Source organism: Thiorhodovibrio litoralis (assembly GCF_033954455.1).
Lineage (GTDB): Bacteria > Pseudomonadota > Gammaproteobacteria > Chromatiales > Chromatiaceae > Thiorhodovibrio > Thiorhodovibrio litoralis.
Map to the genome: position 1 here is coordinate 1,034,231 of NZ_CP121473.1, position 22,288 is coordinate 1,056,518.

A 22,288-nucleotide genomic window follows, 5' to 3' on the forward strand; every position below is an offset into this window, starting at 1 on the left:
GATAGGCAGTCCGGTTCGCAACAAAGCCAGGCTGCTTCCCGGCTTTGTTGCCACAAGAGCGCCGAGCGATTTCGGCTTGTCTAATGCTGAAGACTCATTCGCGGTCGCTCAGATTGGCCTGGGGTCATTGGAAGGGTTGATTGGGCTGATGGTTGAGCTAATCCGGTAGCTAGGGATGACTGCCTGGGAGCAGGATGAGCCGGTGGAACGATCAGGCTTGGAATAGCGCGCTTTTCCCAAGTCCCTCGGTTGCTCTGCCCTGATTGAAATAATCCGCGAGAAACTCATCGAGGCTGCGTTGATCCTCGGCTTCGATGCGTTTTTGCTTCGCGATTGACTCGGCGCTCAAGGCTTCCAACTCCCGCTGTGCCGCCTCTGGCAGTTGTTGTTCTTGAAATGCCTGCCGGTGAACTTCGGTGAGGCGGCGTGCAAAGGTCGCGAAGCCCTCGCCTTGTGCGCGCATCTCCGCGAGCATGCGCGCCGAAGGCGTGCTGTTTGGCTCGCGGATTTTCTCCTGTTGCGCTTGCACGCTGGCCTGATGTGGGCCAGTCGGGCCGCCATCGAGCAGGGCAGCGACTTCCCCCATCTGGCTCAGCACCTCGCCTGCCCAGGTGCGGAGGTGTATCGCTTGCGTCTCGCGCTCAAGTGCCAACTCGGGCTCGCGCCCGCGGTGGGCGGTTGTGACCTCGTTACTGTCGATCGCACGGCGCTCGCGTGCATTGATGCGCGGACTGGCGCACAGCAGGCTGTGCAGCATGAAGGTGGCGAGAAAGTGCAGCTGTTCCTCGTCGATGCCGAGCGGGTGAAAGGCGTTGACATCCACTGAGCGCAGCTCGACATAACGGATGCCTCGGCGTCTGAGGGCCAGCGTCGGGCGTTCCATGCCTTCTGTGAGCTGTTTGGGGCGCACCGTGCTGTAGTATTCGTTCTCGATCTGCAGCACATGATCGTTGAGCTGCTCATAGCGGCCAGCGACCTTCACGCCGAGGTTCTCGTACTGAGGACAGGGGGTCTCGATGGCCCAGGTCAGACTGCGGACGTAGGCATCCAGGCTGTCGTAGCTCGCCTTCATGCCGGTGCCTTCTTCCTGCCGGTTTTGATACCCAATGTCACCCATGCGCAGCGAGGTGCCGAATGGGTGGTAATAGGTATGGTCGTCGAAGGACGCGAGCGCTCCCGGCTCGCCCTGCACGAAGCTCTTACACACCGCCGGTGAGGCGCCGAACAAATAGGGCACCAGCCAGCCGAGGCGTTGCAAATTGCGCACCATTCCCATGTAGAGCGCGTCGCGGAAGGCGTGGGTGTCGGCCGGAAGATGCTTCTCGCGGCCGAAGGCGTCCTGCAGCAGCGGCCACAGGTTTTCGCGCAGCGAGAAGTTAAAATGCACGCCGGCGATCACCTGCATGACCCGCCCATAGCGGTTGCCGAGCCCGCGCCGGTAGATGGTCTTCATCTGCCCGGCGTTGGAGTCGCCATAGTAGGCAAGCGGGATGGCTGCGCTGCCACCGATCACACAGGGCATGCTGGTGGCCCACAGACGCTCATCGCCGATGTGGCGGTAGACGAACAGGTGCAGATTGTTCAGGAACTCAAGCGCCGCGGCTGGCGTGGCCACCGCAGGTGTGACCAGCTCGATCAGTGCCTCGGAGAAGTCCGTGGTGATGTAGGGATGGGTCAGGGCCGAGCCCAAGGCCTTGGGGTGCGCACTGGTGGCTACCTTACCCTGCGGCGTGACACGCAGGGCTTCTTTTTCCAGTCCAATCAGATAAGGGTCACGCAGCAGGTCGGCGGGCAGGCGAGCGAGCGCGGCAAGCCGCTGCTCAAAGAGCGGATCGGGGGACATCAACTACTGCGGTCTCCGGTGGGCTAGTCGCGCATGGCCGCGCGCGGACGTTGCGATCCGCCCTGTTGTTTGATCAGGTCGGCAAGGATGCGCGCGGCTTCATCGACCTGAATCGCGTCGATAACGTCCTGTTGTTTTTCGAGAGCTTCTTCATCGATGGGGTCGGCATCCTCGTCGACGGGCTCGACACCGCGGGTGCGCAGGAAGTCATTGCGCTCTTCCTTCAGTGCCTTGTTGCGACGTTCGGACTCCTGACGGCGCTCATCCTCGCGCAGGGAAACCACGTCCCGCTCCTCGATTTCGGTCAGCATGCGGCCTTGATGGGTCAGCATGAGAAATCCCGGGTCTTTGGTGGTGCGCTCGACCGAGCGGGATTTAAGCCAATCGAGATTTACTCCGTTGAACGTTTGGTAGTTGGCTGGGCGGATGCTGCCCCAGGGCAGTGCGTTGTCGAGCGAGCGCTCACCATGGTCATCGCTGTCGTTGCCAAGGTGGAACGGTATGTCGGGCTCCACCCCCTTGAGCTGGGTGCTGCCGCCACTGATGCGGAAAAACTCCGCCATGGTCAGACGCAGCCGACCGAGGTCGATGTCGTTGCCCGGCACATAGCGGTTCAGGTCGATGAGGGTTTGCACCGTGCCCTTGCCGAAGGTGGGCTCGCCGATCACGATGCCGCGGCCGTAGTCCTGGATGGCACCGGCGAAAATTTCCGACGCCGAGGCGCTGTTGCGGTCAACGATGACCGCCAGCGGACCCGAATAGACTAACTCGGGGTCAGGGTCGGTCTCGACCTCGATCTTGCCGAAGGAGTCTTTGACCTGCACCACCGGGCCTTCTTTGATGAAGAGGCCGGTTAGCGAGGTTGCCTCGGTCAGCGAGCCACCGCCATTGCCACGCAGGTCGATGACGATGCCGTCGACCTCTTGCCCCTTGAGCTCGGCGACCAGCTTGCGCACATCGCGCGTGGTGCTGCGGAAATCGCGGTTGCCTTCGGATTCGGCGCGGAAGTCGCGGTAGAACGCCGGTAGTTCGATCACGCCGATGCGCAGGTTGGGGGCATTCTCGAGGGCGTCGATGACATAGGACTTGGCGGCTTGGTCCTCAAGCTTGATTTCGTTGCGCACCAGGGAGACTTCGCGCATGCGCCCGCCGCCAGAAATCTCGGCTTTGGGCATTAACTGGAGGCGCACCACCGAACCCTTGGGGCCGCGAATCTTGTCGACCACGTCCTGCAGTCGCCAGCCGATAACGTCGTCAAATTCGCCATCGACGCCTTGGGCGACACCGACGATCTTGTCGCCTGTCTGCACCATGCCGGACTGCCGTGCCGGGCCGCCGGGAATGGTGCGCTGGATGACGGTGTATTCGTTATCCGCGCGCAGCACGGCGCCGATGCCCTCGAGCGAGAGGCGCATGCTGATGTCGAAGTTCTCCGAGGTGCTCGGCGACATGTAAGCGGTGTGGGGCTCCAGACTCTGGGTGTAGGCATTGACAAAGGTCTGGAACACATCGTCTGCATCGAACTGATGAATCCGCCGGCGGATCCCCTCGTAGCGATTGCGCAGCTGTTTGCGGATTTCAGCATCGTCCTTGTCGGCGAGCTTGAGTGTCAGGTAGTCGTTCTTGACCCGCTTACGCCAGATGTCGTCAAGCTCTGCCTCGGACTTTGGCCAAGGTGAGTCGGCACGGTCGAACTGATACTCGTCGGGCTGGCTGAAATCGAAGTCCTGCGCGAGCAGACCGAGGGCGAACTCGACGCGGTCGTCGACGCGCATGCGATAGACGCGAAAGATATCGAAGGCGACATCGACGCGCCCCTGCGCCAGGTCGTCGTCGAGCTTGCCGGTGCTGGCGAGAAAGCGCTTGATGTCGCGGTCGAGGAAGAAGGAGCGGTTCGGGTCGAGCCCCTCAAAATAGTGCTCGAGCGTGGCCGTGGCAAAAGCCGGGTTGAGCTGGAAGTCGCGGTAATGAAAGCGCTCGAGCACCTTATTGATCACGACGGCGGTTTTGGCCTGCCGTTCGGTCGGGAACAGGGTCGAGAGACTAACGTCGACAGGTCGCGCGGCTGCCTGAAAGGCGGCTGCCAGCAAGGTGGCTGCGAGCGCAAGGTTTAGCGACAGCTTCAGGCCCTGTCGCAAGCCCTTTTGCGGGTGAGGCAGCCAGGCGAGCATGCGACGCAGTGCTCGCCGGCGAACCTCAGGCAGATGCACCGCTGGTCGTTGAGTCGCTGAGAGGCGCGCGAAGGTGTTCATGGGGCGGGCTCGTCGTGTCATGGGCGAAGACTGGATGCCTGGAAATTGAAAATGCGGGCTCATCTGCCTGATTCAACGCTAACTTTCAGAGACTAACGGCAAGCGTGAGGCAGTTCAATGGCGACACAGTAAATCAGGCGAACCCCGATGCCGCCGTCCTACTCGCTAGAAAGCGGATGGCATCGCGATTGGTCCAGGAGGTCGCCAGCTCCAGCGCTTTGGTCAGGTCGAGCCACCGGTAACGGCTGTGCTCGAGCGCGTTCAGGCGGATCAGTCGGCGTCCCGGCAGCGCGCAAGCGAACCAGTATTCGCGGTTGAAACAATGCCCGTCGCGGTAGCGCGAGCGCCATGCGCGAATGATCGGAAACAGGCGCGACTGGCGCAGGTCCATCAGCTGGGCGCCGCCGAGCAGGCCGGTCTCCTCGCGCAACTCGCGCATCGCCGCCTGGCGTGGGCTTTCGCCCGGGTGCAGGCTGCCGGTGACGGACTGCCAGAAATCAGCCGGGCGAGTGCGCTGCATCAGCAGAAACTCCCCGGCGCGCGTGAAGACCACCACGAGCACCGAGGCCGGTCGCTTAAACTTTGGTTTTTTACCTTGGTGCGCCACTCGACTGGTCTCTCTGTTACCAAGCTTTGCCAGCGCAGCGCCGCCAAAGTTCCATGATAAGTCTCATGACGCCGCGCGCAGGCGCAGCGCTAGCTCCTTAAGCTGCGCCTGATCGACCGCAGCCGGCGCACCGGTCAGCGGGCAGGCTGCGGCCTGGGTTTTCGGGAAGGCCATTACGTCGCGAATCGAGGGGCTTGCGGTCATCAGCATCACCAGCCGGTCCAGCCCGAAGGCGATGCCGCCATGCGGCGGGCAGCCGAATTTGAGCGCCGTGAGCAGGAAGCCGAAGCGATCATTGGCGTCCTCCTCGCTGATTTGCAGCAGCTCAAAAATCCGCCGTTGCACCTCCTCGCGATGGATACGGATGGAGCCGCCGCCAAGCTCGGTGCCGTTGAGCACCAGATCGTACGCGCGCGACTTACAAGCCCCGGGGTCGCTCGCGAGCAGCTCGAGCTGATCCTCGCCGGGCGCCGTGAAGGGGTGGTGCAGCGCCTGCCAGCGGTCGGTTTTTTCATCCCGCTCGAACATCGGGAAGTCGACCACCCAGACCGGACGCCAGGCATCCTCGGCCAGGCCGCGCTCGTGGCCGAGCTTGACGCGCAGCGCGCCGAGAGCTTCGTTGACCACGCGCGTCTTGTCGGCACCGAAGAAGATCAGGTCGCCATCGACCGCGCCGGTGCGCTCCATCACGCCATCGACTGCCGCGTCGCGCAGGTTCTTGAGGATCGGCGACTGCAAGCCCTCGCGGCCCTTGGTTGCCCAGTCATTCACCTTGATATAGGCCAAACCTCGGGCACCAAAGATGCCAACATACTTGGTGTACTCGTCGATCTCCTTGCGCGAGAGCTTGGCGCCCTCCGGCACCCGCAGCGCCGCGACCCGGCCCTTGGGGTCGTTCGCCGGGCCGGCAAAGACCTTGAAGTCGACGTCCTGCATCAGGTCCTTCACGTCAACCAGCTCAAGCGGTACGCGCAGATCGGGCCGATCAGAGCCATAGCGCTGCATGGCCTCGTCATAGGTCAGGCGCGGGAAGGGATCGGGCAGTTCAACAGCGAGCACCTCGCGGAACAGTTCGCGAATCATGCGCTCCATCAGGGCGGTCAGCTCGGCCTCGTCGATGAAGGACGCCTCGATATCGAGCTGAGTGAATTCCGGCTGACGATCAGCGCGCAGGTCTTCATCGCGGAAGCAACGCGCAATCTGATAGTAGCGATCCATGCCCGACATCATCAGCAACTGCTTGAACAGTTGGGGCGACTGCGGCAGGGCATAGAACTCGCCCGGATGCACCCGGCTCGGCACCAGGTAATCGCGCGCGCCCTCGGGCGTGGACTTGGTGAGGATGGGCGTTTCGATGTCCAGAAAGCCCTGGTCATCCAGAAATCGCCGCAGGGTGCTGGTGACCTGAGCGCGGGTGCGCAGCCGCTGCTGCATCTCCGGGCGGCGCAGATCGAGATAGCGATAGCGCAGGCGCAACTCCTCGTTGACGTCCGCGTGGTATTCATCAAGCTGAATCGGCGGGGTTTCCGATGCGTTCAGTACCTCAAGCCCGGTGGCCAGGACTTCAATCTCTCCGGTTGGCATCTCGGGGTTGACAGTGCCCTCGGGCCGATGCCGCACCCGCCCCTCGACCCGCAGCACATACTCGCTGCGAATCCGCTCGGCCTGGGTGAATATCTCGGCGCGATCCGGATCGAAGACCACCTGGACCAAGCCGCTGCGATCACGCAGATCGACGAAAATCACCCCGCCATGATCGCGCCGGCGATGCACCCAGCCGCAAAGCTCGATGGTCTGATCGATAAATCCAGTGTTAATGGTGCCGCAATAATGGCTGCGCATGGCGTTCGAGTCCTCGAGTCCCTGTTCCCGGTCGCAAATGAGATCATCTCCCGCCAAAAAAGTTACGCCTTAAAGCGGCGAGTTAGGCTGCTTCGAGCGGCATTGACGAGGCGTTCAGGAAAACCGGCTAGCTTAGCCGGTGGCGGCGCATCCGACAAGAAGTAGAGCAGCCCATTTGAGTGAAAAGGCTGCGGAGAAATGCACTGGCGGAAGCTGGTAGCGCAGAAATTACCGGGCAGAAGTATCTGGCAGAATGATCTGGCAGAAGTCTCCGATAGCATCGCCCGTGGTTTTCGATTTTGTTGGATTACTGCACTTCGGCCCGACATCCGCTGTATCATAGTGCATTCACCTCAGAGTCGCGCCCAAAACAATGAACTCAAAGTCCCTGCAAGCGAAAGTCACCGCGGCGCTGAGCCTGTTTATCGTGCTTGCCACCCTGGGGGTGGTGATCGTGGTCTCCGTCACCCAGAGCGATGCCATTCACGCGCGGGCGGATCAGGAGGTCAGGACCAACCTCAATCGGGTGCGGGGACTCTTGTCCGTGACTGACGCGCTCATGAGCGAGCGCGTTGCCTCCTCCATGGCGCTGCTCAAAGAGCGTGGCGCCGAGCTTGGCACCCCGTCGATCGGCGACCCGGTGCGGGTGAAGGATCGCACCCTCGGCGATCTCCTGCTTGGCGAGGAGCCGCAGGCCAACCGCTTCGAGCTTGTCGACGGGGTCACCAAGCTGATGGGTGGCACCGCGACGCTGTTCGTGCGCCAGGGCAGGGACTTTGTGCGCATTTCGACCAACGTCAAGAAAGACGGTCAGCGCGCCATCGGCACCATCTTGGCGCCAGACGGAAAAGTGATCGAAATGATTCGCGAGGACCGTTCCTTCGCCGGTCAGGTCGACATTCTCGGTACCCCCTATGTCACCAGTTATGAGCCCATGTTTAACGCCAGTCGGGAGCTGGTGGGCATCTGGTACGTCGGCTACAAGGCCGATCTGGGGGAGCTGGAGCAGACGATCCGCGAGAGCCACATTCTCGAGCAGGGGTTTCTGGCTCTGGTCGATGATCAGGGGCGGGTGCGCTTCCATTCCCACGAGCAGGATGATATTGCCCAGGCTGTGGTGGCGGGCAAGCGCGACGATTGGGTGGTCGAACGCGTCGATTACCCCGGTTGGGGATATCAGGTTGTTGCGGCCTACCAGGAATCCGAGATTCGTGACCGCGTCCTTGGTACCGTCGGCATCATCGTCATCAGCGGTGTGATCCTCGGCGCATTCGCCATTCTTGGCATCGGTCTGCTCGTCAAGACCCTGGTGATCGTCCCGGTGCGGGACGCGATGGCGGTGGCCCAACGCATCAGTGACGGCCACTTGGATACGCCAATCAAGACCTCCCGCAACGATGAAATCGGTCGTTTGCTGAGTTCCCTGGATCGGATGCAAACGGTGCTGCGCGGATTCATTGATCAGATCTGCGACACCGCGCGCGAGCTCAGTTCGTCATCCGATGAGCTGAGAACGGTCACCGATGAAACCGTGCGCGGGGTCGGCGATCAGCACGCCCAGACCGATCAGGTTGCCACGGCGATGAATGAGATGGCTGCCACGGTCGCGGAGGTCGCGCGTAACGCTGCTGCGGCGGCCGAAGCCACCGGTAGTGCCGACCGCGAAGCACGCGAAGGGCATCGGGTGGTTCAAGGCACCATGAGCGCGATTGAATCCCTGGCGCAAGAAGTCGAGCGTGCCGCTCAGACAATCCAGAAGCTCGAACAAGACAGCGAGAAAATCGGTACCGTCCTCGATGTGATCCGTGGCATTGCCGAGCAAACCAATCTCCTCGCGCTCAATGCGGCCATTGAGGCAGCGCGCGCCGGTGAACAGGGGCGTGGCTTCGCGGTGGTGGCCGATGAGGTGCGGACACTGGCCACCCGCACCCAGAGCTCGACCCAGGAAATTTCCGGGATTATCGACGCGCTCCAGGTAGGTTCGCGCGAATCCGTGGCGACCATGAGCGAAAATTGCGATCGCGCTCGGCGGACTGTGGAGCAGGCGGAGTTGGCGTCCAGATCGCTCACCACCATCACGGATGCGGTGGCGCAGATGAACGACATGAACAACCAGATTGCCGCCGCCGCCGAAGAGCAGACCGCTGTGGCCGAGGAGGTGAACCGCAACGTCACCGCGATTCGCGACATTGCCGAGAGCACCAGCGATGGCGCGCAAAAGAGCGCGAGCGCTTCGGCACGCTTGGCAGAGCTGTCAGATGATCTGCGCGAGATTCTGAGCCAGTATCAGAAATGACGTGATCAGCGCGATGGCGGTTCCGGCCCAAAAGGGAAACGCATTTGCGATGGGAAGATTCTGAGTTCGGTGATTTTGGCTGGTGTCGCGGATTAGCGATTTTTGCGATCGAGCTGCCTGAGCTCATAGAGCAGGTCAATCGCTTGGCGCGGGCTTAGGTCATCGGGGTCGATGGCGCGCAGGCGCTCGAGCGCTGGGCTGGGTGGCTCGGCGGGGAATAGTGACAGCTGGGCCATGTGGGGCCTGTCCTGGTCCCTGTTCGGATCGCGGCTCAGATCGCGGCCCCGATCCCGCTTCTGATCAGGCCCCTGGTCCCGCTCCCCATCGCCTTCTCTCCGCGGAGGCAGGTTCTGGCTGGCCGCCTGACGCTGGCTCTGATCCTCGAGCTGGCGCAGCCGCTCGCGGGCGCGGGCAATCACCTCCGCCGGCACCCCGGCCAGCGCGGCCACCTGCAAGCCGTAACTCTGGTTGGCCGGTCCCTCGCGCACGCTGTGCATAAAGACGATCTTCTCGCCATGCTCAATGGCCTCGAGATGCAGATTGGCGATGCCAGGGTGCTCCTCGGGCAGGCTGGTCAGCTCAAAGTAATGCGTCGCGAACAGCGTCAGGGCGTGCAGGCGAGTGGCCAGCTCCACCGCGCAGGCCCAGGCCAGCGATAGCCCGTCGAAGGTGCTGGTGCCGCGGCCAATCTCGTCCATCAGCACCAGGCTGTTCGCGCTGGCGTTGTGCAGAATGTTGGCCGTCTCCTCCATCTCCACCATAAAGGTCGAACGCCCGCCGGCGAGATCATCGGCGGCTCCGATGCGCGAGAAGATGCGATCAATCGGGCCGATTTGTGCGCTGCGCGCCGGCACGAAGCTGCCGGCATGGGCCATCAGCACGATGAGCGCGGTTTGGCGCATGAAGGTCGATTTGCCGCCCATGTTCGGGCCGGTGATGATCAGCATGCGTCGCTCGGGGTCGAGCCGCACGCTGTTGGCGACAAAGGGCGCGTCGCTCAGTTGCTCGACCACCGGATGGCGGCCGTCTTCGATCGCAATGCCGATGTCGTCGCTCAATTCCGGGCGCGTCCAGCCAAGCCGCTCGGCGCGCTCGGCCAGATTGGCCAGCACATCGAGGCTGGCGATGGCGGCGGCCGTGGTTTGCAGGGCCGCCAGATGCGCGATCAGCTGGGCGAGCAGCTCGTCGTAGAGCATTTTCTCCCGTGCCAGGGCACGTTCGCGGGCGCTCAGCGCCTGGTCCTCGAAGCGCTTGAGTTCGGGCGTGATGTAGCGCTCGACGCCTTTGAGCGTCTGGCGGCGCTGGTAGTCGTCCGGGACCTTGTCGGAATGGGTGCGACCGATCTCGATGTAATAACCATGCACCCGGTTGTAGCTGACCTTGAGCGCCGGGATGCCGGTGCGCTCGCGCTCGCGCGCCTCCAACTCCAGCAAGAACTGATCGCCATGCTCGGCGAGGTTGCGCAGTTCATCCAGCTCGGCATCGTAGCCGGGTGCTAGCACGCCACCGTCGCGGATCAGCATCGGCGGCTGTTCGATCAGCGCGCGCTGGAGCAGGTCGCGGACCTCGGGGTGCTCGCCCAGGTCTTGATTCAGGCTTGTCAGCAGCGGGCTGTCGAGCTCTGCCAGCGACTGATGCAGCTCAGGCAGCAGGCCGAGTGCATCGCGCAGCGTGGCGAGGTCGCGCGGGCGGGCGGAGCCTAGTGCAACCCGGGCGAGAATGCGCTCCAGGTCGCCGATGGCCGACAGCGTCTCGCGCAGCGGCTCACCGCGGGCGGTCTCAATGAGTGTGGCGATGGCGTCATGGCGCAGGCGAACCTCATGCACATCGCGCAGTGGGCGATTCAGCCAGCGGCGCAGCAGGCGCGCCCCCATCGCGGTGCGGGTGTTGTCCATCACTGCCGCGAGGGTGTGCCCCTCCTGACCGGAAAGGGTCTGGGTCAGCTCCAGATTGCGCCGGGTCGCGGCATCCAGAATCACCGCCTGATCGCGCTGCTCCACTGTGAGCCCGCGCAGATGGGGCAGGGTAGCGCGCTGGGTGTCTTTCACATACTGCAGCAGGCAGCCGGCGGCGCCGACGGCCAGGCGCAGCCCAGTATTCGATCCGGAGTCGGTCGCTGCGCCGGAGCCAACATCGGTGCCGCCGCAGCCAAAGCCCGACAGATCCCGGGTGCCGAACTGCTCGCACAGCATGCGCTCGGCGCTATCGGCATCGAAATGCCAGGCCGGGCGTCGGGCCAAGCCGCTGCCGAGCGCCAGGCGTTTGTCCAGCAAGCTGTCCTCATCCAGCAGCAGCTCCGCCGGTTGCAGTCGCTCGAGCTCAGCGCTCAGCGCTTCAAGACCGCTCAGTTCCAGCAGGGTGAAGCGTCCGCTGGCCAGCTCCAGGCTGGCGAGCCCAAAGGCAAGAGCGCGGCTGTCCGACTCACCCTGGGTGGGTGCCGGCAGGGACTGCTCGGCGACGGCGCACAGCAGATTCTCTCGCCGCTGATCAAGTAATGCCTCGTCGGTAAGCGTCCCCGGCGTGACAATGCGCACCACCTCGCGATCAACCGGACCCTTACTCTTGGCCGGATCGCCCGTCTGCTCGCAAATGGCAACCGACACACCCTGACGCACCAGGCGCGCCAGATAGCTCTCGGCTGCGTGATAAGGGATGCCTGCCATTGGAATCGGCTTCCCCGCCGACTGCCCGCGCTTGGTCAGGGTAATGTCGAGCAACCGCGCCGCGCGCTCCGCATCCTCGAAAAACAACTCGTAGAAATCCCCCATACGATAAAACAGCAGCATGTCCGGATGCTCGGCCTTGATCCGGAGGTACTGCTGCATCATTGGGGTGTGTTTTTCAGGCACTTGCTGCACGCTGTCTGATGCGGTGGTTACCGTGAAACTCTTGGATTGATTATCCCGGGTGGCGGGGATCATGAGCGTTGGGGAGTCTACGCTACCCCAGCAGCGTCTGAAAGTGAGGGGCTACTCATTACGCGGGTCGCTGTCCCGGCTGACAGCGCAGCAAGGATCAGACATTGGGATACACTGTCGTGCTCAAGCGCCCGATGACAACTCCGTTCAAACTGATCGCTCGGCCTATCCTCTGACCATGCCCCACCATCACGATCTCTCCGTGCGAGCCGGTTTGCTCAAAGCCTATGCGGCTTTGGCACAGACCTATGATGCCAATCGCGGTCTGTTCGACATGAGCGAGGTGCTGGAGGACAGCTTCACCCGTCTGCCGCCGACGCCGGGTACCCTGATCGACCTTGGCTGCGGAGCTGGAGAACCGGTTCCGGCGGCCTTTCTGGAGCGCGGTTGGCAGGTGATCGGCGTCGACTTCTGCCCTGAAATGCTCGCCCTGGCTGCGCGCCACGTGCCGCAGATGCAGCGGGTGGAAGCCGACATGCGGAAGGTCGACTTCCCGGCCGAGAGCGCCGATGCGGTCACCGCCATCTATAGTCTGTTCCATCTGCCAGCGAGCGAGCATCCTGACTTGTTCGCGCGCGTGCGCCGCTGGTTGCGGCCCGGCGGGCGGTTTCTCTTCACCTACGCCAGCCGCGACTATACCGGGCAGGATGAGTTTGACGGCTACAAGACCTTCATGGGGCAGCGGCTGTATTACAGCCATCGCGATCCAGCGGGCTTGGCGCAGCAGGTGTGCGACGCCGGTCTGGAACTGGAATCGGTAACCCCGCGCGACATCGGTGGTGAACGGTTTCTATGGGTGTCGGCCAAGCGCTGAGCGCTCGCCCAAGAGACGACGCTTGTCGATGCTTTATCTGCTGCGCTGAGCCGCCCCAGCGAGGCGAGAATATGAACAATCGCCGCCGGTGTGCTAGGTGGCAAATGCGGGCTTGGGTCACTATCGTTGTATCATTGCGGGTGCTGCACAGTGAGAGCCATGAACGGTCCTGCGCTTAGCATTGGAGAAGAGATCATGAATCCGCGGGCTCATCCGTGAGTCGCTGTAATCAGCCAATCCGGCGGCGTCGGATCGACTTTGTGACCCGCGCGGTGGCGGTGATGCTCATGCTCGCGGAGCTTTCCGTCGCCAAGGCCTCGGATGCCGATCTGAGGGGCGAATTTAGCCTCGGCTACGACAGCAATCCTGCGCAGCGTCGCGATGGACCGTCACTGGGCTTTGCGCAACTCGCGCTCGGGTTGCGGCAACCTTTGCCGCAGGGGCTGAGTGTTGATGGCGATCTGTGGCTGCGTGATTACGCCGGCAACAACGATAGTGGCCGTCTCGACCTGACCATCGCCTGGTCGCAGGCGCTTGGCAAGACGCAGTTTGACCTCTGGGGCACCGGCGGATGGTATCGCGACCAACTGGTTCCCGCTGACGAGCGCAATGAAACCGCCCTGGGCGCCGGGCTGACACGCGCCCTCTCGGCACGCTTCGATCTTGCCCTGCTGACTGAGCGGCGCTGGTTGGACTATCGCAATCGAGAGCTGCCCTGGGCCGGACGGCCAGGCGGCATGGGCGCAGGGGACTCTGGTATAGGCGGCGCTGGTTTAGGCGGCTTGGGGACAAGCGGCTTAAGATCCAGTTCCTGCTCGGTTAACCAGGGCTTGAATGCGGATCATGGCTACGGCGGTCAGGGCGGATGCGGCGGTGGTAACAGCGGTGGCCCTGGCGGTGGCCCTGGCGGTGGCGGCGGCGCTGGCAGCGGTGGGAGGCCGTCGGATCTCACACCCCAGCGCCGCGCCGACCGGCTGGACTCCTTGGCACTCGAGACCACCTGGCTGGCGAGTCCGCGCCTCCATCTGACGCTCGGCCTGGATCGGGCCTGGCGGCACAGCACCATTGCGCTCGACGCCTATGATCAACAGGGCGTGCGACTTATTCTGGGGTTCGACCCGAACGCCGTCATCAGCCTGAGCGCCGAAGCGGGGTGGTCTCGCCTGGATTATCAGCAAGCACCGCAGCAGATTGAGCGCGTCGATCATCAGCGCGGGCTTGGTGTTGATCTGCGCTACTGGCTCGGCCAGGGAGCTTGGTTCTGTGGCTTGGATCTCCTCGACAGCCGCTCCACCGTGGCTGTAGAGGCCTTTACCCAATGGGTCGGGACCTGTGGCTACCAGCACGCCTTTTAATGCGCCTTTTGGCCGGCGCTACCATGACCGCCAAGGGTCGTTTAGAGCGTTGCGGTGGCCAGCGCTGGCTGTCCTGTTTTGCGCGCTCATGGCTCCGGCGCTGGCCAGGGCCGCGCCGGGGCCGCAACTTGGCACCCTGGTCAAAATCGAGCAGGACGTGCTGATCGTCGAGCTGGATGACGCCCCAGATGGCGAGTCCACGCGCATTCCCATCACCGGGCGCGCGCGCGACATCGCCTGGCAGCCGGGCATGTCCGTGCGGGTCTGGCTTGGGGCGGCGGATGCAGGCGCAGGCGCGGACGCGACACGGGTGACACCCATTGGCGCGAGCGGCGCTGGGGTTGATCGCACCGGCGTGCGCCGGCGCTTGAGTCGCGGCAGCGCGGGCGGACACGGTGGGCTCGGCGCTGGCTCACGGGGCGGTGGTGGTGGACGTGGCGGACGCTGAAGCCCCGCGCCAATCCGGGCAAATGCCGCAGCAAAGGCGCCAACAAAGGTTTGGCCCGCTGTGGCTCTGGTGGCGCGACCTCATTCGCCAGCGTGACGGAGCCGGACGACAACAACGGCCGCCGCGACGGTCATCCTTGCGACGTCCCCCTCCATGGCTCGGCAACCTGCTGGTGTTTGGGTTGCTCATTGCTTTGACAGTGGCCGCATTCTTTCTGCAAACCCGCGCGGCCGAGCGGCGTTTTATCGCCGATGCCGCCGAGCACAGCCGGCTGCTCGCCGACGCGGTGCGCCTGTATGCACGCGGCGCCGTGCTGGCGGGTGAGGCGAGCGATACCATCCTGACAGCCTTTCTCGGTAACAGTGCGCGATTTGTGCTCTATCTTGATGATATCGAACCCTTTACCGCCGATGAGCTGACCGCCTTTGCCGCCGAATCTGGGCTGGCACTGATCCGCATCCTGCGCAGCGCCAGTCCGGCGGACGGCGGTGTCCCCCCAGCCCCCTCGGGCGACTGGGTGCAGGGGCCGCCTGACCGGGCCGGGGATCGCCCGCTGCCCTGTGAGCCACTCGAACAACTGCGGCGATGGCCAGGAGAAGCTGGATTTGTGTTCAGTGTGCCGCGCGACGGGCGCCCCGGCTGCGTCATGGTCGCGTTGGAAAGTGCGGCGGTCGAGGCTTTGCGCCAGGCAGTCAGCGTGCAACAGGCGCTTCAGAGCGTCGGCCAGCTGCCGGGAGTGCTTGGCGTGCGCCTGGACGGCCAGCCACGCCTGGACTCCGGGTCAAGGACCGATCTGGCGGCGCACATCCGCTTGATCAAAACGGCGGCTGGCACCACCCTGGCCGAGGCGCACGCGCCCATCGCCGGCGCAGAGCTGGTGCTGCGACTCGACGGTCAGGCACTCAGCCAGCGGCGCGAGGAATTATGGTTGTCCTTCGGCGTCTTTTTGCTGGTGCTCTTAGGGGCCGGTGCGCTCGGCACCTGGCTGCTGGTGCGGGTGCAGCGCGCGCATGAGGCTGAATTGCGCGACTACGAGCGGCGTCTGTCCGCGCAGCGCGAGGAGGCCAGCCTGGGGCGCGCTGCCGCGACTATCGCGCACGAGATTCGCAATCCGCTCAACGCCATCGGCCTCGGCCTGCAGCGCCTGAAGCTGGAGGCGAAGGGACTGGGCGCGGCGCAGCAGGCATTGATCGGGCGCGTGATGCAGGCGCTGGAGCGCACCAATGGCACGGTCAGCGCCTTGCTGGCCTATGCCCGCCCTGGTCAGCGCGAGCGCCAGCCGCTCGATCTGGTCGCGCTGGTAACGGACGCCCTGGCCTGGCACCGCGAGTTGCTGGACGAGCGCGACGCGGACATCACCGCGACACTGCCGGCGAACGCCTGGACGCGGGGAGATAGCGAGCAGCTCAGGCGCGCGCTGGACAATCTGTTTGGCAATGCGCGCGAGGCGCTGCCGGTCGGTGGTCGGCTGGAGATCGCCCTGGCATGGGAGGAGAACGAGCCGGCCGGCAGTGGTTGGCGGCTCAGTGTGACCAACGATGGCTTGCAGTCAACCGATCAGCCGCTCGAACAGCTGCTCGAGCCCTGGGTCACCCACAAAACCGACGGCACCGGGCTGGGGTTGGCGATTGTGCAGCGTATTGCCAAGGCCCACGATGGTTGCGTCGCGCTCGACAGCCCGGCGCCCGGACGACTGCGCGTGTGCTTGTGGCTGCCTGCGGCGGAGGTCGCAGCTTGATGCGTGCTGGCGCACCCTTGCGCCTTCAATTGCGCGTTCACAGGAGTCTGAGATGAAGATCCTAATCGTCGATGACGAACCCATGCAACGCGAGTTGCTCGCGGGCTTTCTGGCCAACCAGGGCTATGCGGTGCTGGAGGCCGAAAATGGCGAGCAGGCGCTCCAGCTGTTCGCCCGCGAGCCGGTCACCCTGGTGCTGCTCGATCAACGCATGCCGGGGCTGCCGGGGGAGGAGGTGCTGGCGCGGATGAAGGCGCTTAATCCGCAGGTACGAGCCATGATGATCACCGCCTATGGTTCGGTGGAGACAGCCGTGGCGGTGCTCAAGCTGGGCGCCGATGATTTTCTCGAAAAGCCCATCGATCTGGGCGTGCTGATGGAAAAAATTCAGCACATTGAGCAGCAACTGGGCGTTGATCAGGATGTGCAGGCGCTGGTCGAACCTGACGAGGAAGAAACCGCACCACTGCCCATCCAACTGGTGGCCGAGAGCCCGGCCATGCGCGAGCTTTTGTCGCTCGCGCGGCGCATGGCTGTGAGCGATCTGAATGTACTGATTCGCGGCGAGACCGGCACCGGCAAGGAAGTGATCGCACGACTGATTCACGCCCTGAGTCCGAGAGCGGCGGCGCCCTTTGTTGAGCTTAACTGCGCGGCCATTCCAGAAACCCTGTTTGAGAGCGAACTGTTCGGGCACGAAAAGGGCGCCTTCACGGGCGCGGCCAAACAGCATCGCGGGCACTTCGAGCTGGCCACCGGCGGGGTGTTGTTTCTTGATGAGGTCGGCGAACTGGCGCTGCCGCTGCAGGCCAAGCTGCTGCGCGCCCTGCAAGAGAAGCGCATCAGCCGAGTTGGCGGCGAGCGCGACGTCGGCGTGGATGCGCGGGTGCTGGCGGCGACCAACCGCGATCTGCGCGCCGAGGTGGCGGCTGGACGCTTCCGCGAGGATCTGTACTTTCGCCTCAATGTGCTGGAGATCGAGCTACCGCCGCTGCGCCATCGGCGCGAGGATATCCCAGCGCTGATTGATCACATCATCACTCGGCATGGCGGCGCGCCGGTGCGCCTGGCGCCGGAGACTCTCGACCGCCTGATCAAGTACGACTATCCCGGCAATGTGCGCGAACTCGAACACCTGTTGCAGCGGGCGCTGACCCTCGCACGCGGGCCGGTGTTGCGACCTGCCGACCTGCCGAGCGAGGTCCGTGAAGCGGCGTCAGGTGCTGCGGGATCTTTGCAGGAACGCCTGGATGGCCTGGAGCGCGAGCTGCTGAAAGCCGCCCTTGAGCGCGCTGACGGGGTGCAGACCCGCGCCGCTGAGGAATTGGGTATCAGCGAGCGGGTGCTGCGTTACAAGATGGGGAAGTTTGGGCTTCAGCGGCCCTGAGCAGGGGCCGCGCGATTGGATGCGATCGCGCGGCGCTCAACTCTCTGTGGGCTTGGGTTCAGAGGTTCAGAGGTTTAGAAATCGCCGCGTCCAGGACCTGCGCCCATGCCCTGGCCAGCGCCCTGGCCTTGACCGCCGCCACCTTGGCCTTGACCGGCTCCTTGGCCTTGACCCTGGCCGGCACCTTGGCCACCGCGCTCCATCGGAGTATCGAGGATCGCATTGACGCTTTCCTGGTCAAGCCACTGGGCCGTGTAGGCGGTGCCGAGTGCCTCGATGGCGCCGGCAAAGGCGCGCAGATGATTGCGTGAGCCGCGCTGCAAGTTGCTGAACATCTGGGTCAGATCCTGGTTGTCGATCTCGGCCAGCGCGGAATCCAGATCGGCGATATCGACTTCCTCGACCAGCGCCGCCACCCGCAGTGCTTCTGTCGCGCTCGCCTGTCCCTGACTGAGCAGGTCGTTATAGAGCGCTTGCAGATCGGGGTTGGTGAAAACACCGCGCTCATCCTGAACAATCGGATCAACGATGGCGTATTTGTCCATCAGCAACTTCACCGACTCCATGTGCTGCTGCTCGGCTAGCGCAACATTAGCGAATTGCGGCAAGCCCCAGAGCTCGGCAAAGGTGAGATAGAGATCGCGCGCCATCTTTTCCTCTTCGCGCATAAACACCAGGTGCGACTCTTCGATCGCATCGACGTCTTCATAGGGCAAGGCCGCCAGGCAGGTCGTGGGATCGCAGTCCCCCAAGCCAGCGCCAGCACCGGGGCCGCCTCCCTGTCCAGCTCCGTGGCCGGCTCCCTGACCACCAGCGCCCATTCCAGCCCACAGCGGCGTGGTAACCAACGCAACGGACAGACCCAGAGTAGTGAGAAAACGACGATGTTGCATATCAGACTCCTTGTTTAGTGGCGCTCAGTATCGAGAACGTACTTGGCATACAGCACAAAGGATGCCAACGTCGGATCAGCGCCATAGCGCGCTGCGGCGCCATGTCCCGGCCTCAGATTTCGACAAAGCGCGCAGGCGCTCGACATTTTTGTCGAAACCGGCTGTCGAGCCTGGGGTCGTCTTAGACCCGCGACCCAGGCGGCATCCCGGCCGGTCGGCAGCTGAAAAACGCCGCCTCTGCGGATGTGATCTTCAATGAGCCCAAAAGAGGAGACAGGCGAAGTGCTTTGAGCACTGCTCGCAGGGAATGATCGAATCACCCGCGCCAATAGGCGGGCAGAAACAGAATCAGCAGGGTGAAAAGCCGATGCAGCCGCCGATGAAAGACAGGATAACCAGGGTGAGTGGAATATGCCGCAGCCATTCGCCGAAGGTCGCGGTGCCAAAGCCGGTGCTGGTCAAGCATCATGAGTGGAGAAGCCTCCGGTGGCCACAGTGGCGAAGGCATGACCGACGGCATCGAACAAACTCATGCCCGCGGCCCAAAAAGCAAGCGCGCAGGCCAGCGTCAGGCCGAAAGAAAGACCCCACAGCGAGCGCGCCGTTTCAGCAATGCGCGGCGTGAGCTTCTCGAACTTGGCGACTCCGGAGGACTCGGCGCGATAGAGCTGGCTGCCGCCCACGCCCATGAGCGGCAGAATCGCGACGGCCAGCACGATCATGCCCATGCCACCGAGCCACTGGATTTGCTGGCGGTGATAGAGGATCGACGCCGGCAAGGCATCGATGTCGCTCATGACCGTAGCGCCGGTGGTGGTAAAGCCGGAAATGGACTCGAACACCGCATCGGTGAATTGCAAATGCAGCCCGAGTGCGAAGGGCAAGCCACCAATGGCGCCGAGCAGCGCCCAGAACAGCGTGACGACGAAAAAGGCCTGCCGCTGACGATCTGGAATCATCAGGCACCCTCTTGCACGCGAGTTCTTGATAAACCAGCGAATAGATGCCGCTGTTCATGATCGACTCCTGGGCTGAGCCGGTGCGGCACTCCGCCAAGCATGGCTCGGGCAGACGTGCCGCCGCCGCTTTTACAATGGCAATATGTCCCAGTCGATGTTGGAGGCGAAAGAAGCCGCAACGTTTAGCGCGTCCGTGTTAGCCCTGTCGGGACCGAGAACCTCGGCCAGCTCTGTGTAGTCCAGCTCCGCCTCGCCGAGCATGTACATGAAGGTCTGCGGTGCACCGAGCAGGGTGACGGTATGGTCCTGAATCGTCATTGCGAGTCCATCGGCGAGGAAGTGCGCACTGCTGATTGCCGTATCCTCGGGCAGCTCAATCCTGCTGACCTGGTTATCGATCAGGGTGACATCGCGCGTCAGCTCTGGCGGCAACTGATAGGTATCCGCACCACCGAAGTCGATAATCCGTTCATCACCGCCGTCAACAACGAGACGGCTGTCGCCATGGTCAAGATAATGGGTGCGCCCGGGTCCTCCGGCGATGGTGCCGTCGGCCTGCACCGTGCCGCTGATGCTGGCCTGATGCGGCTCGTTGCGGCCGGGGGCGGGGACGGTGGTGCCGAGGGCGTGCGCCAGTTCAGTGAAACTGAGCGCGGTGCCTGCGGCGGGATCATCCGGATCGCCGCCGAAGACATAGCGGGAGGCCTCGGGCGCGCCGAGCAGCCTCAGGGTTCCGCCAGGCAGGCTCAGTTCGAGTCCGTCGGCCAAAAAACGTGCGTCGGTAATGACCAATCCTGCGGGCAAGTTAATGACACTGGCCTGGTTGTCGACAAGGCGCACATTGCCGATAAAGGTCGTGGCAAGGGTGTAGGTATCTTGCCCGCCAAAATCGAGGATGCGTGGGGCGGCGCCGTCAATCAAAATGCGATCGTTGCTGTCTGGCAGGTAGGGTGGAGTAACAAGAGGTTCGGCGCGATAACCGGGGGCGCCCGGATCGGTGATGGCTCCAGCGGCGGGGTTGCTGTCGAAGGGGCCATTGTCCTCAATGACAAAGTCAAGCCGGATCTTGCCGCCAACCTCGGTGACTTTGCCACCGTACTCGGGGCTGGCGAGGTTGACCCAGTTGCCTGCGCTGTCTTGTTTCCAAAACCCGTTGATTTGCTCCTCGTCCGCCAAATCAGGATTTTTTTCAATTAGCAGGCTGAATGGGACTTTCCCCGCATCTGTAGCGCCTTCGGATATCGCGGCATTCGCCTTGAAGCCAATCAGGCCAAGGGGCATGTCGATACCGTCGCGGTCTTCCGGGGGCGGTGCTTCGCCTAGGGTCATGGTTTCCAAAGTTACGCGTCCGCAAGGAAGGGATACGCCACTGCCACCGGGTGCCACTTCTTCGCTGAAGGTACCGCCGACCAGGGTGACATAGACCGGCTCGGCATCCGGGTCCTTTGTGCTGTCGCCAGTGCCCTTGATCGCCAGCGAGGCCACGTCGCCTTGTGCGCTGTCGAGCATGCCGTCGCCATTGCCGTCTCCGGTGAGACCGCCCTCCCAAGGTGGCGGCGCGCTGTCTTCGATGTCGTTTGGAATATCGTCGCAGTCTGCTGGTTCTGGTTCCGGTTCTGGTGTAGGTGAAGGCGCAGGCGTAGGCGGAGGCGCGGGCGGCGCGAAGGTAACCCGGGCGGCATCCGATGTCGTGCCGTCGCCGTCGCTGAGGGTGACGCCGAAGCTGTGGGTGGTCACGCTGTCGGGCGTGAACAGGATGTTCTGCAACAGCGTGCCGACCAGGGCCGGCGTCGCGTTCGTGGTTAGGTTGATGACCAGGTCGTCCGTGCCCTGACCGGCGCTGGAGACGGTACCGATTTCCGTGCCATTCACCGAAACGGTTTCGGCGTCGGCCAGGGCGCCGTCGCCGTCCGCCGTCGCCGTGGTGCCGTCCAGGCTGAAGGCGCCGGTCGCCGCGGTGCCCGCGCGCGCGATGGTCAGGGTTCCGCCGTCGAAATCGGTGGAATCGGCATCGGTCACGGCGGCATCGCCGCCCAGATCGAGCGGCAGCGTCGCAACCGCCGTCAGGGTCTGACGGTCACCGTTCAGGTTGGCGATGCTCGGCCGGTCGGATACCGTCACGTCAATGGTATCGGTGTCGGTATAGGTACCGTCGGTCGTGGCGACCGTGATGGTCTGCGCGCCGGTGCTGTTGACGGCCGGGGTGTAGCTCAGGGTCGCCAGCGCGGCGTTGACCTGCGCGACCGAGCCCTGGATTTTCAGGCTTTCGGTGCCGGCCCCGGTGATGGTGCCGCCGCCCGACGCGGTCAGGGTGCCGTCGCCGGGATTGACCGAAACCGTGGTGGTCAGGGTGGCGCTATCGGCATCGGCGACGGAAACGCCGGTGATCGCCTTGGCGGTGCCGTCCACGGCGGTTTGAGCGCCGGGCACGGTGTTCACGGGAACGTCCTGGACATTGATCGTAACCGTGGAGACGGCTGAGGTCGCGGCGCCCACAAATTCGCCGTCACTCAGGGTCACTTCGAAGCTGTGCGCGCCACCGTCGGTGGAGGTGTATTGCAGGGCTTGCAACAGCGTCGCCACATGCACCGGAGTGGCATTGCCATTCAGGTCAATGGTCAGGCCATTGGTGCCCTGGCCGTCCACGCCGGTGTTCACCACACCGATGGCGACGGGGACGCCGCTCACCTCCACCTTGATGGACTCAGAGGCCTCAATCACGCCATCTGCACCCGAGGTCGCCTTGCTCGTATGCTCGTATCCAGCGAGAAATCGCCCGCCAGGCTGGACGTGCGGGAGAGGGTCAGGGCGCCATCATCGAAATCGACGCTGTCGGCGTCGGTGACGGTGGCATCGCCGTTCAGATCGAAGGCCACGGTGGCGCCATTGCCCGCCGCCGTGGCGTCGCCGTTCAGGTTGTCGATGACCGGCGGATT

The 22,288-nt window shown here is 63.7% G+C and carries 14 protein-coding genes and 1 pseudogene; 6 read left to right on the forward strand and 9 right to left on the reverse strand.

Features of this window, described 5'->3' with window-relative positions:
* Positions 1 to 211: 211 nt before the first annotated feature.
* The 4 genes from gshA to aspS all read right to left on the reverse strand — a co-directional run bounded on the left by gshA (position 212) and on the right by aspS (position 6,544).
* Positions 212 to 1,843, reverse strand: a complete 1,632-nt coding sequence (gene gshA, locus Thiosp_RS04620) for a glutamate--cysteine ligase (RefSeq protein WP_201066937.1) — start codon at positions 1,841 to 1,843, stop codon at positions 212 to 214.
* Between the two features lie 23 nt (positions 1,844 to 1,866).
* The gene (locus Thiosp_RS04625) at positions 1,867 to 4,095 is read right to left on the reverse strand and encodes a carboxy terminal-processing peptidase (RefSeq protein WP_242518580.1); all 2,229 of its coding nucleotides are present in this window, start codon (positions 4,093 to 4,095) and stop codon (positions 1,867 to 1,869) included.
* 133 nt (positions 4,096 to 4,228) lie between these two features.
* On the reverse strand, positions 4,229 to 4,702 hold the full coding sequence (gene nudB, locus Thiosp_RS04630) for a dihydroneopterin triphosphate diphosphatase (RefSeq protein ID WP_201066910.1): 474 nt from the start codon (positions 4,700 to 4,702) through the stop codon (positions 4,229 to 4,231).
* A gap of 63 nt (positions 4,703 to 4,765) precedes the next feature.
* On the reverse strand, positions 4,766 to 6,544 hold the full coding sequence (aspS, locus tag Thiosp_RS04635) for an aspartate--tRNA ligase (RefSeq protein ID WP_201066911.1): 1,779 nt from the start codon (positions 6,542 to 6,544) through the stop codon (positions 4,766 to 4,768).
* Positions 6,545 to 6,917: 373 nt separating this feature from the next.
* Here aspS and Thiosp_RS04640 point away from each other — a divergent pair, with 373 nt between their 5' ends.
* Positions 6,918 to 8,840 (forward strand): methyl-accepting chemotaxis protein, encoded by a 1,923-nt coding sequence (locus Thiosp_RS04640; protein ID WP_201066912.1) that lies wholly within the window; start codon positions 6,918 to 6,920, stop codon positions 8,838 to 8,840.
* A 92-nt stretch (positions 8,841 to 8,932) separates the two neighbouring features.
* Here Thiosp_RS04640 and mutS read toward each other — a convergent pair whose 3' ends face one another.
* The gene (mutS, locus tag Thiosp_RS04645; RefSeq protein WP_201066913.1) at positions 8,933 to 11,668 is read right to left on the reverse strand and encodes a DNA mismatch repair protein MutS; all 2,736 of its coding nucleotides are present in this window, start codon (positions 11,666 to 11,668) and stop codon (positions 8,933 to 8,935) included.
* A gap of 268 nt (positions 11,669 to 11,936) precedes the next feature.
* Between mutS and Thiosp_RS04650 the strand changes: the two genes are divergently transcribed.
* From Thiosp_RS04650 to Thiosp_RS04670, 5 genes are all read left to right on the forward strand, one after another.
* Positions 11,937 to 12,572, forward strand: a complete 636-nt coding sequence (locus tag Thiosp_RS04650) for a class I SAM-dependent methyltransferase (RefSeq protein WP_201066914.1) — start codon at positions 11,937 to 11,939, stop codon at positions 12,570 to 12,572.
* A gap of 215 nt (positions 12,573 to 12,787) precedes the next feature.
* Positions 12,788 to 13,927, forward strand: coding sequence for a hypothetical protein (locus Thiosp_RS04655; protein WP_201066915.1), 1,140 nt, complete (start codon positions 12,788 to 12,790; stop codon positions 13,925 to 13,927).
* An 88-nt stretch (positions 13,928 to 14,015) separates the two neighbouring features.
* On the forward strand, positions 14,016 to 14,375 hold the full coding sequence (locus Thiosp_RS04660; RefSeq protein WP_201066916.1) for a hypothetical protein: 360 nt from the start codon (positions 14,016 to 14,018) through the stop codon (positions 14,373 to 14,375).
* 136 nt (positions 14,376 to 14,511) lie between these two features.
* Positions 14,512 to 16,113: a sensor histidine kinase gene (locus tag Thiosp_RS04665; protein WP_242518582.1), complete on the forward strand. Its 1,602-nt coding sequence runs from the start codon at positions 14,512 to 14,514 to the stop codon at positions 16,111 to 16,113.
* Positions 16,114 to 16,165: 52 nt separating this feature from the next.
* Complete coding sequence (locus tag Thiosp_RS04670) at positions 16,166 to 17,500, forward strand: sigma-54-dependent transcriptional regulator (RefSeq protein ID WP_201066917.1); 1,335 nt, start codon at positions 16,166 to 16,168, stop codon at positions 17,498 to 17,500.
* A gap of 74 nt (positions 17,501 to 17,574) precedes the next feature.
* Here the strand turns inward: Thiosp_RS04670 and Thiosp_RS04675 are convergent, their stop codons facing one another.
* From Thiosp_RS04675 to Thiosp_RS04690, 4 genes and pseudogenes are all read right to left on the reverse strand, one after another.
* On the reverse strand, positions 17,575 to 18,393 hold the full coding sequence (locus Thiosp_RS04675) for a DUF2202 domain-containing protein (RefSeq protein WP_201066919.1): 819 nt from the start codon (positions 18,391 to 18,393) through the stop codon (positions 17,575 to 17,577).
* Between the two features lie 461 nt (positions 18,394 to 18,854).
* Positions 18,855 to 19,352, reverse strand: a pseudogene (locus Thiosp_RS04680) (TrkH family potassium uptake protein); the annotation flags it as partial.
* 129 nt (positions 19,353 to 19,481) lie between these two features.
* Complete coding sequence (locus Thiosp_RS04685; protein WP_201066922.1) at positions 19,482 to 22,073, reverse strand: hypothetical protein; 2,592 nt, start codon at positions 22,071 to 22,073, stop codon at positions 19,482 to 19,484.
* Positions 22,070 to 22,228: a hypothetical protein gene (locus Thiosp_RS04690; RefSeq protein ID WP_201066924.1), complete on the reverse strand. Its 159-nt coding sequence runs from the start codon at positions 22,226 to 22,228 to the stop codon at positions 22,070 to 22,072. Before Thiosp_RS04690 ends, Thiosp_RS04685 begins: the two co-directional genes overlap by 4 nt.
* Positions 22,229 to 22,288: the final 60 nt, after the last annotated feature.

Coding starts and splice junctions, on each gene's coding strand:
- aspS (WP_201066911.1), bottom strand. CDS start 6,544: ATGCGCAGCCATTATTGCGGCACCATTAACACTGGATTTATCGATCAG.
- mutS (WP_201066913.1), bottom strand. CDS start 11,668: ATGATGCAGCAGTACCTCCGGATCAAGGCCGAGCATCCGGACATGCTG.
- Thiosp_RS04640 (WP_201066912.1), top strand. CDS start 6,918: ATGAACTCAAAGTCCCTGCAAGCGAAAGTCACCGCGGCGCTGAGCCTG.
- gshA (WP_201066937.1), bottom strand. CDS start 1,843: ATGTCCCCCGATCCGCTCTTTGAGCAGCGGCTTGCCGCGCTCGCTCGC.
- Thiosp_RS04675 (WP_201066919.1), bottom strand. CDS start 18,393: ATGCAACATCGTCGTTTTCTCACTACTCTGGGTCTGTCCGTTGCGTTG.
- Thiosp_RS04650 (WP_201066914.1), top strand. CDS start 11,937: ATGCCCCACCATCACGATCTCTCCGTGCGAGCCGGTTTGCTCAAAGCC.
- Thiosp_RS04625 (WP_242518580.1), bottom strand. CDS start 4,095: ATGAACACCTTCGCGCGCCTCTCAGCGACTCAACGACCAGCGGTGCAT.
- Thiosp_RS04660 (WP_201066916.1), top strand. CDS start 14,016: ATGGCTCCGGCGCTGGCCAGGGCCGCGCCGGGGCCGCAACTTGGCACC.
- Thiosp_RS04670 (WP_201066917.1), top strand. CDS start 16,166: ATGAAGATCCTAATCGTCGATGACGAACCCATGCAACGCGAGTTGCTC.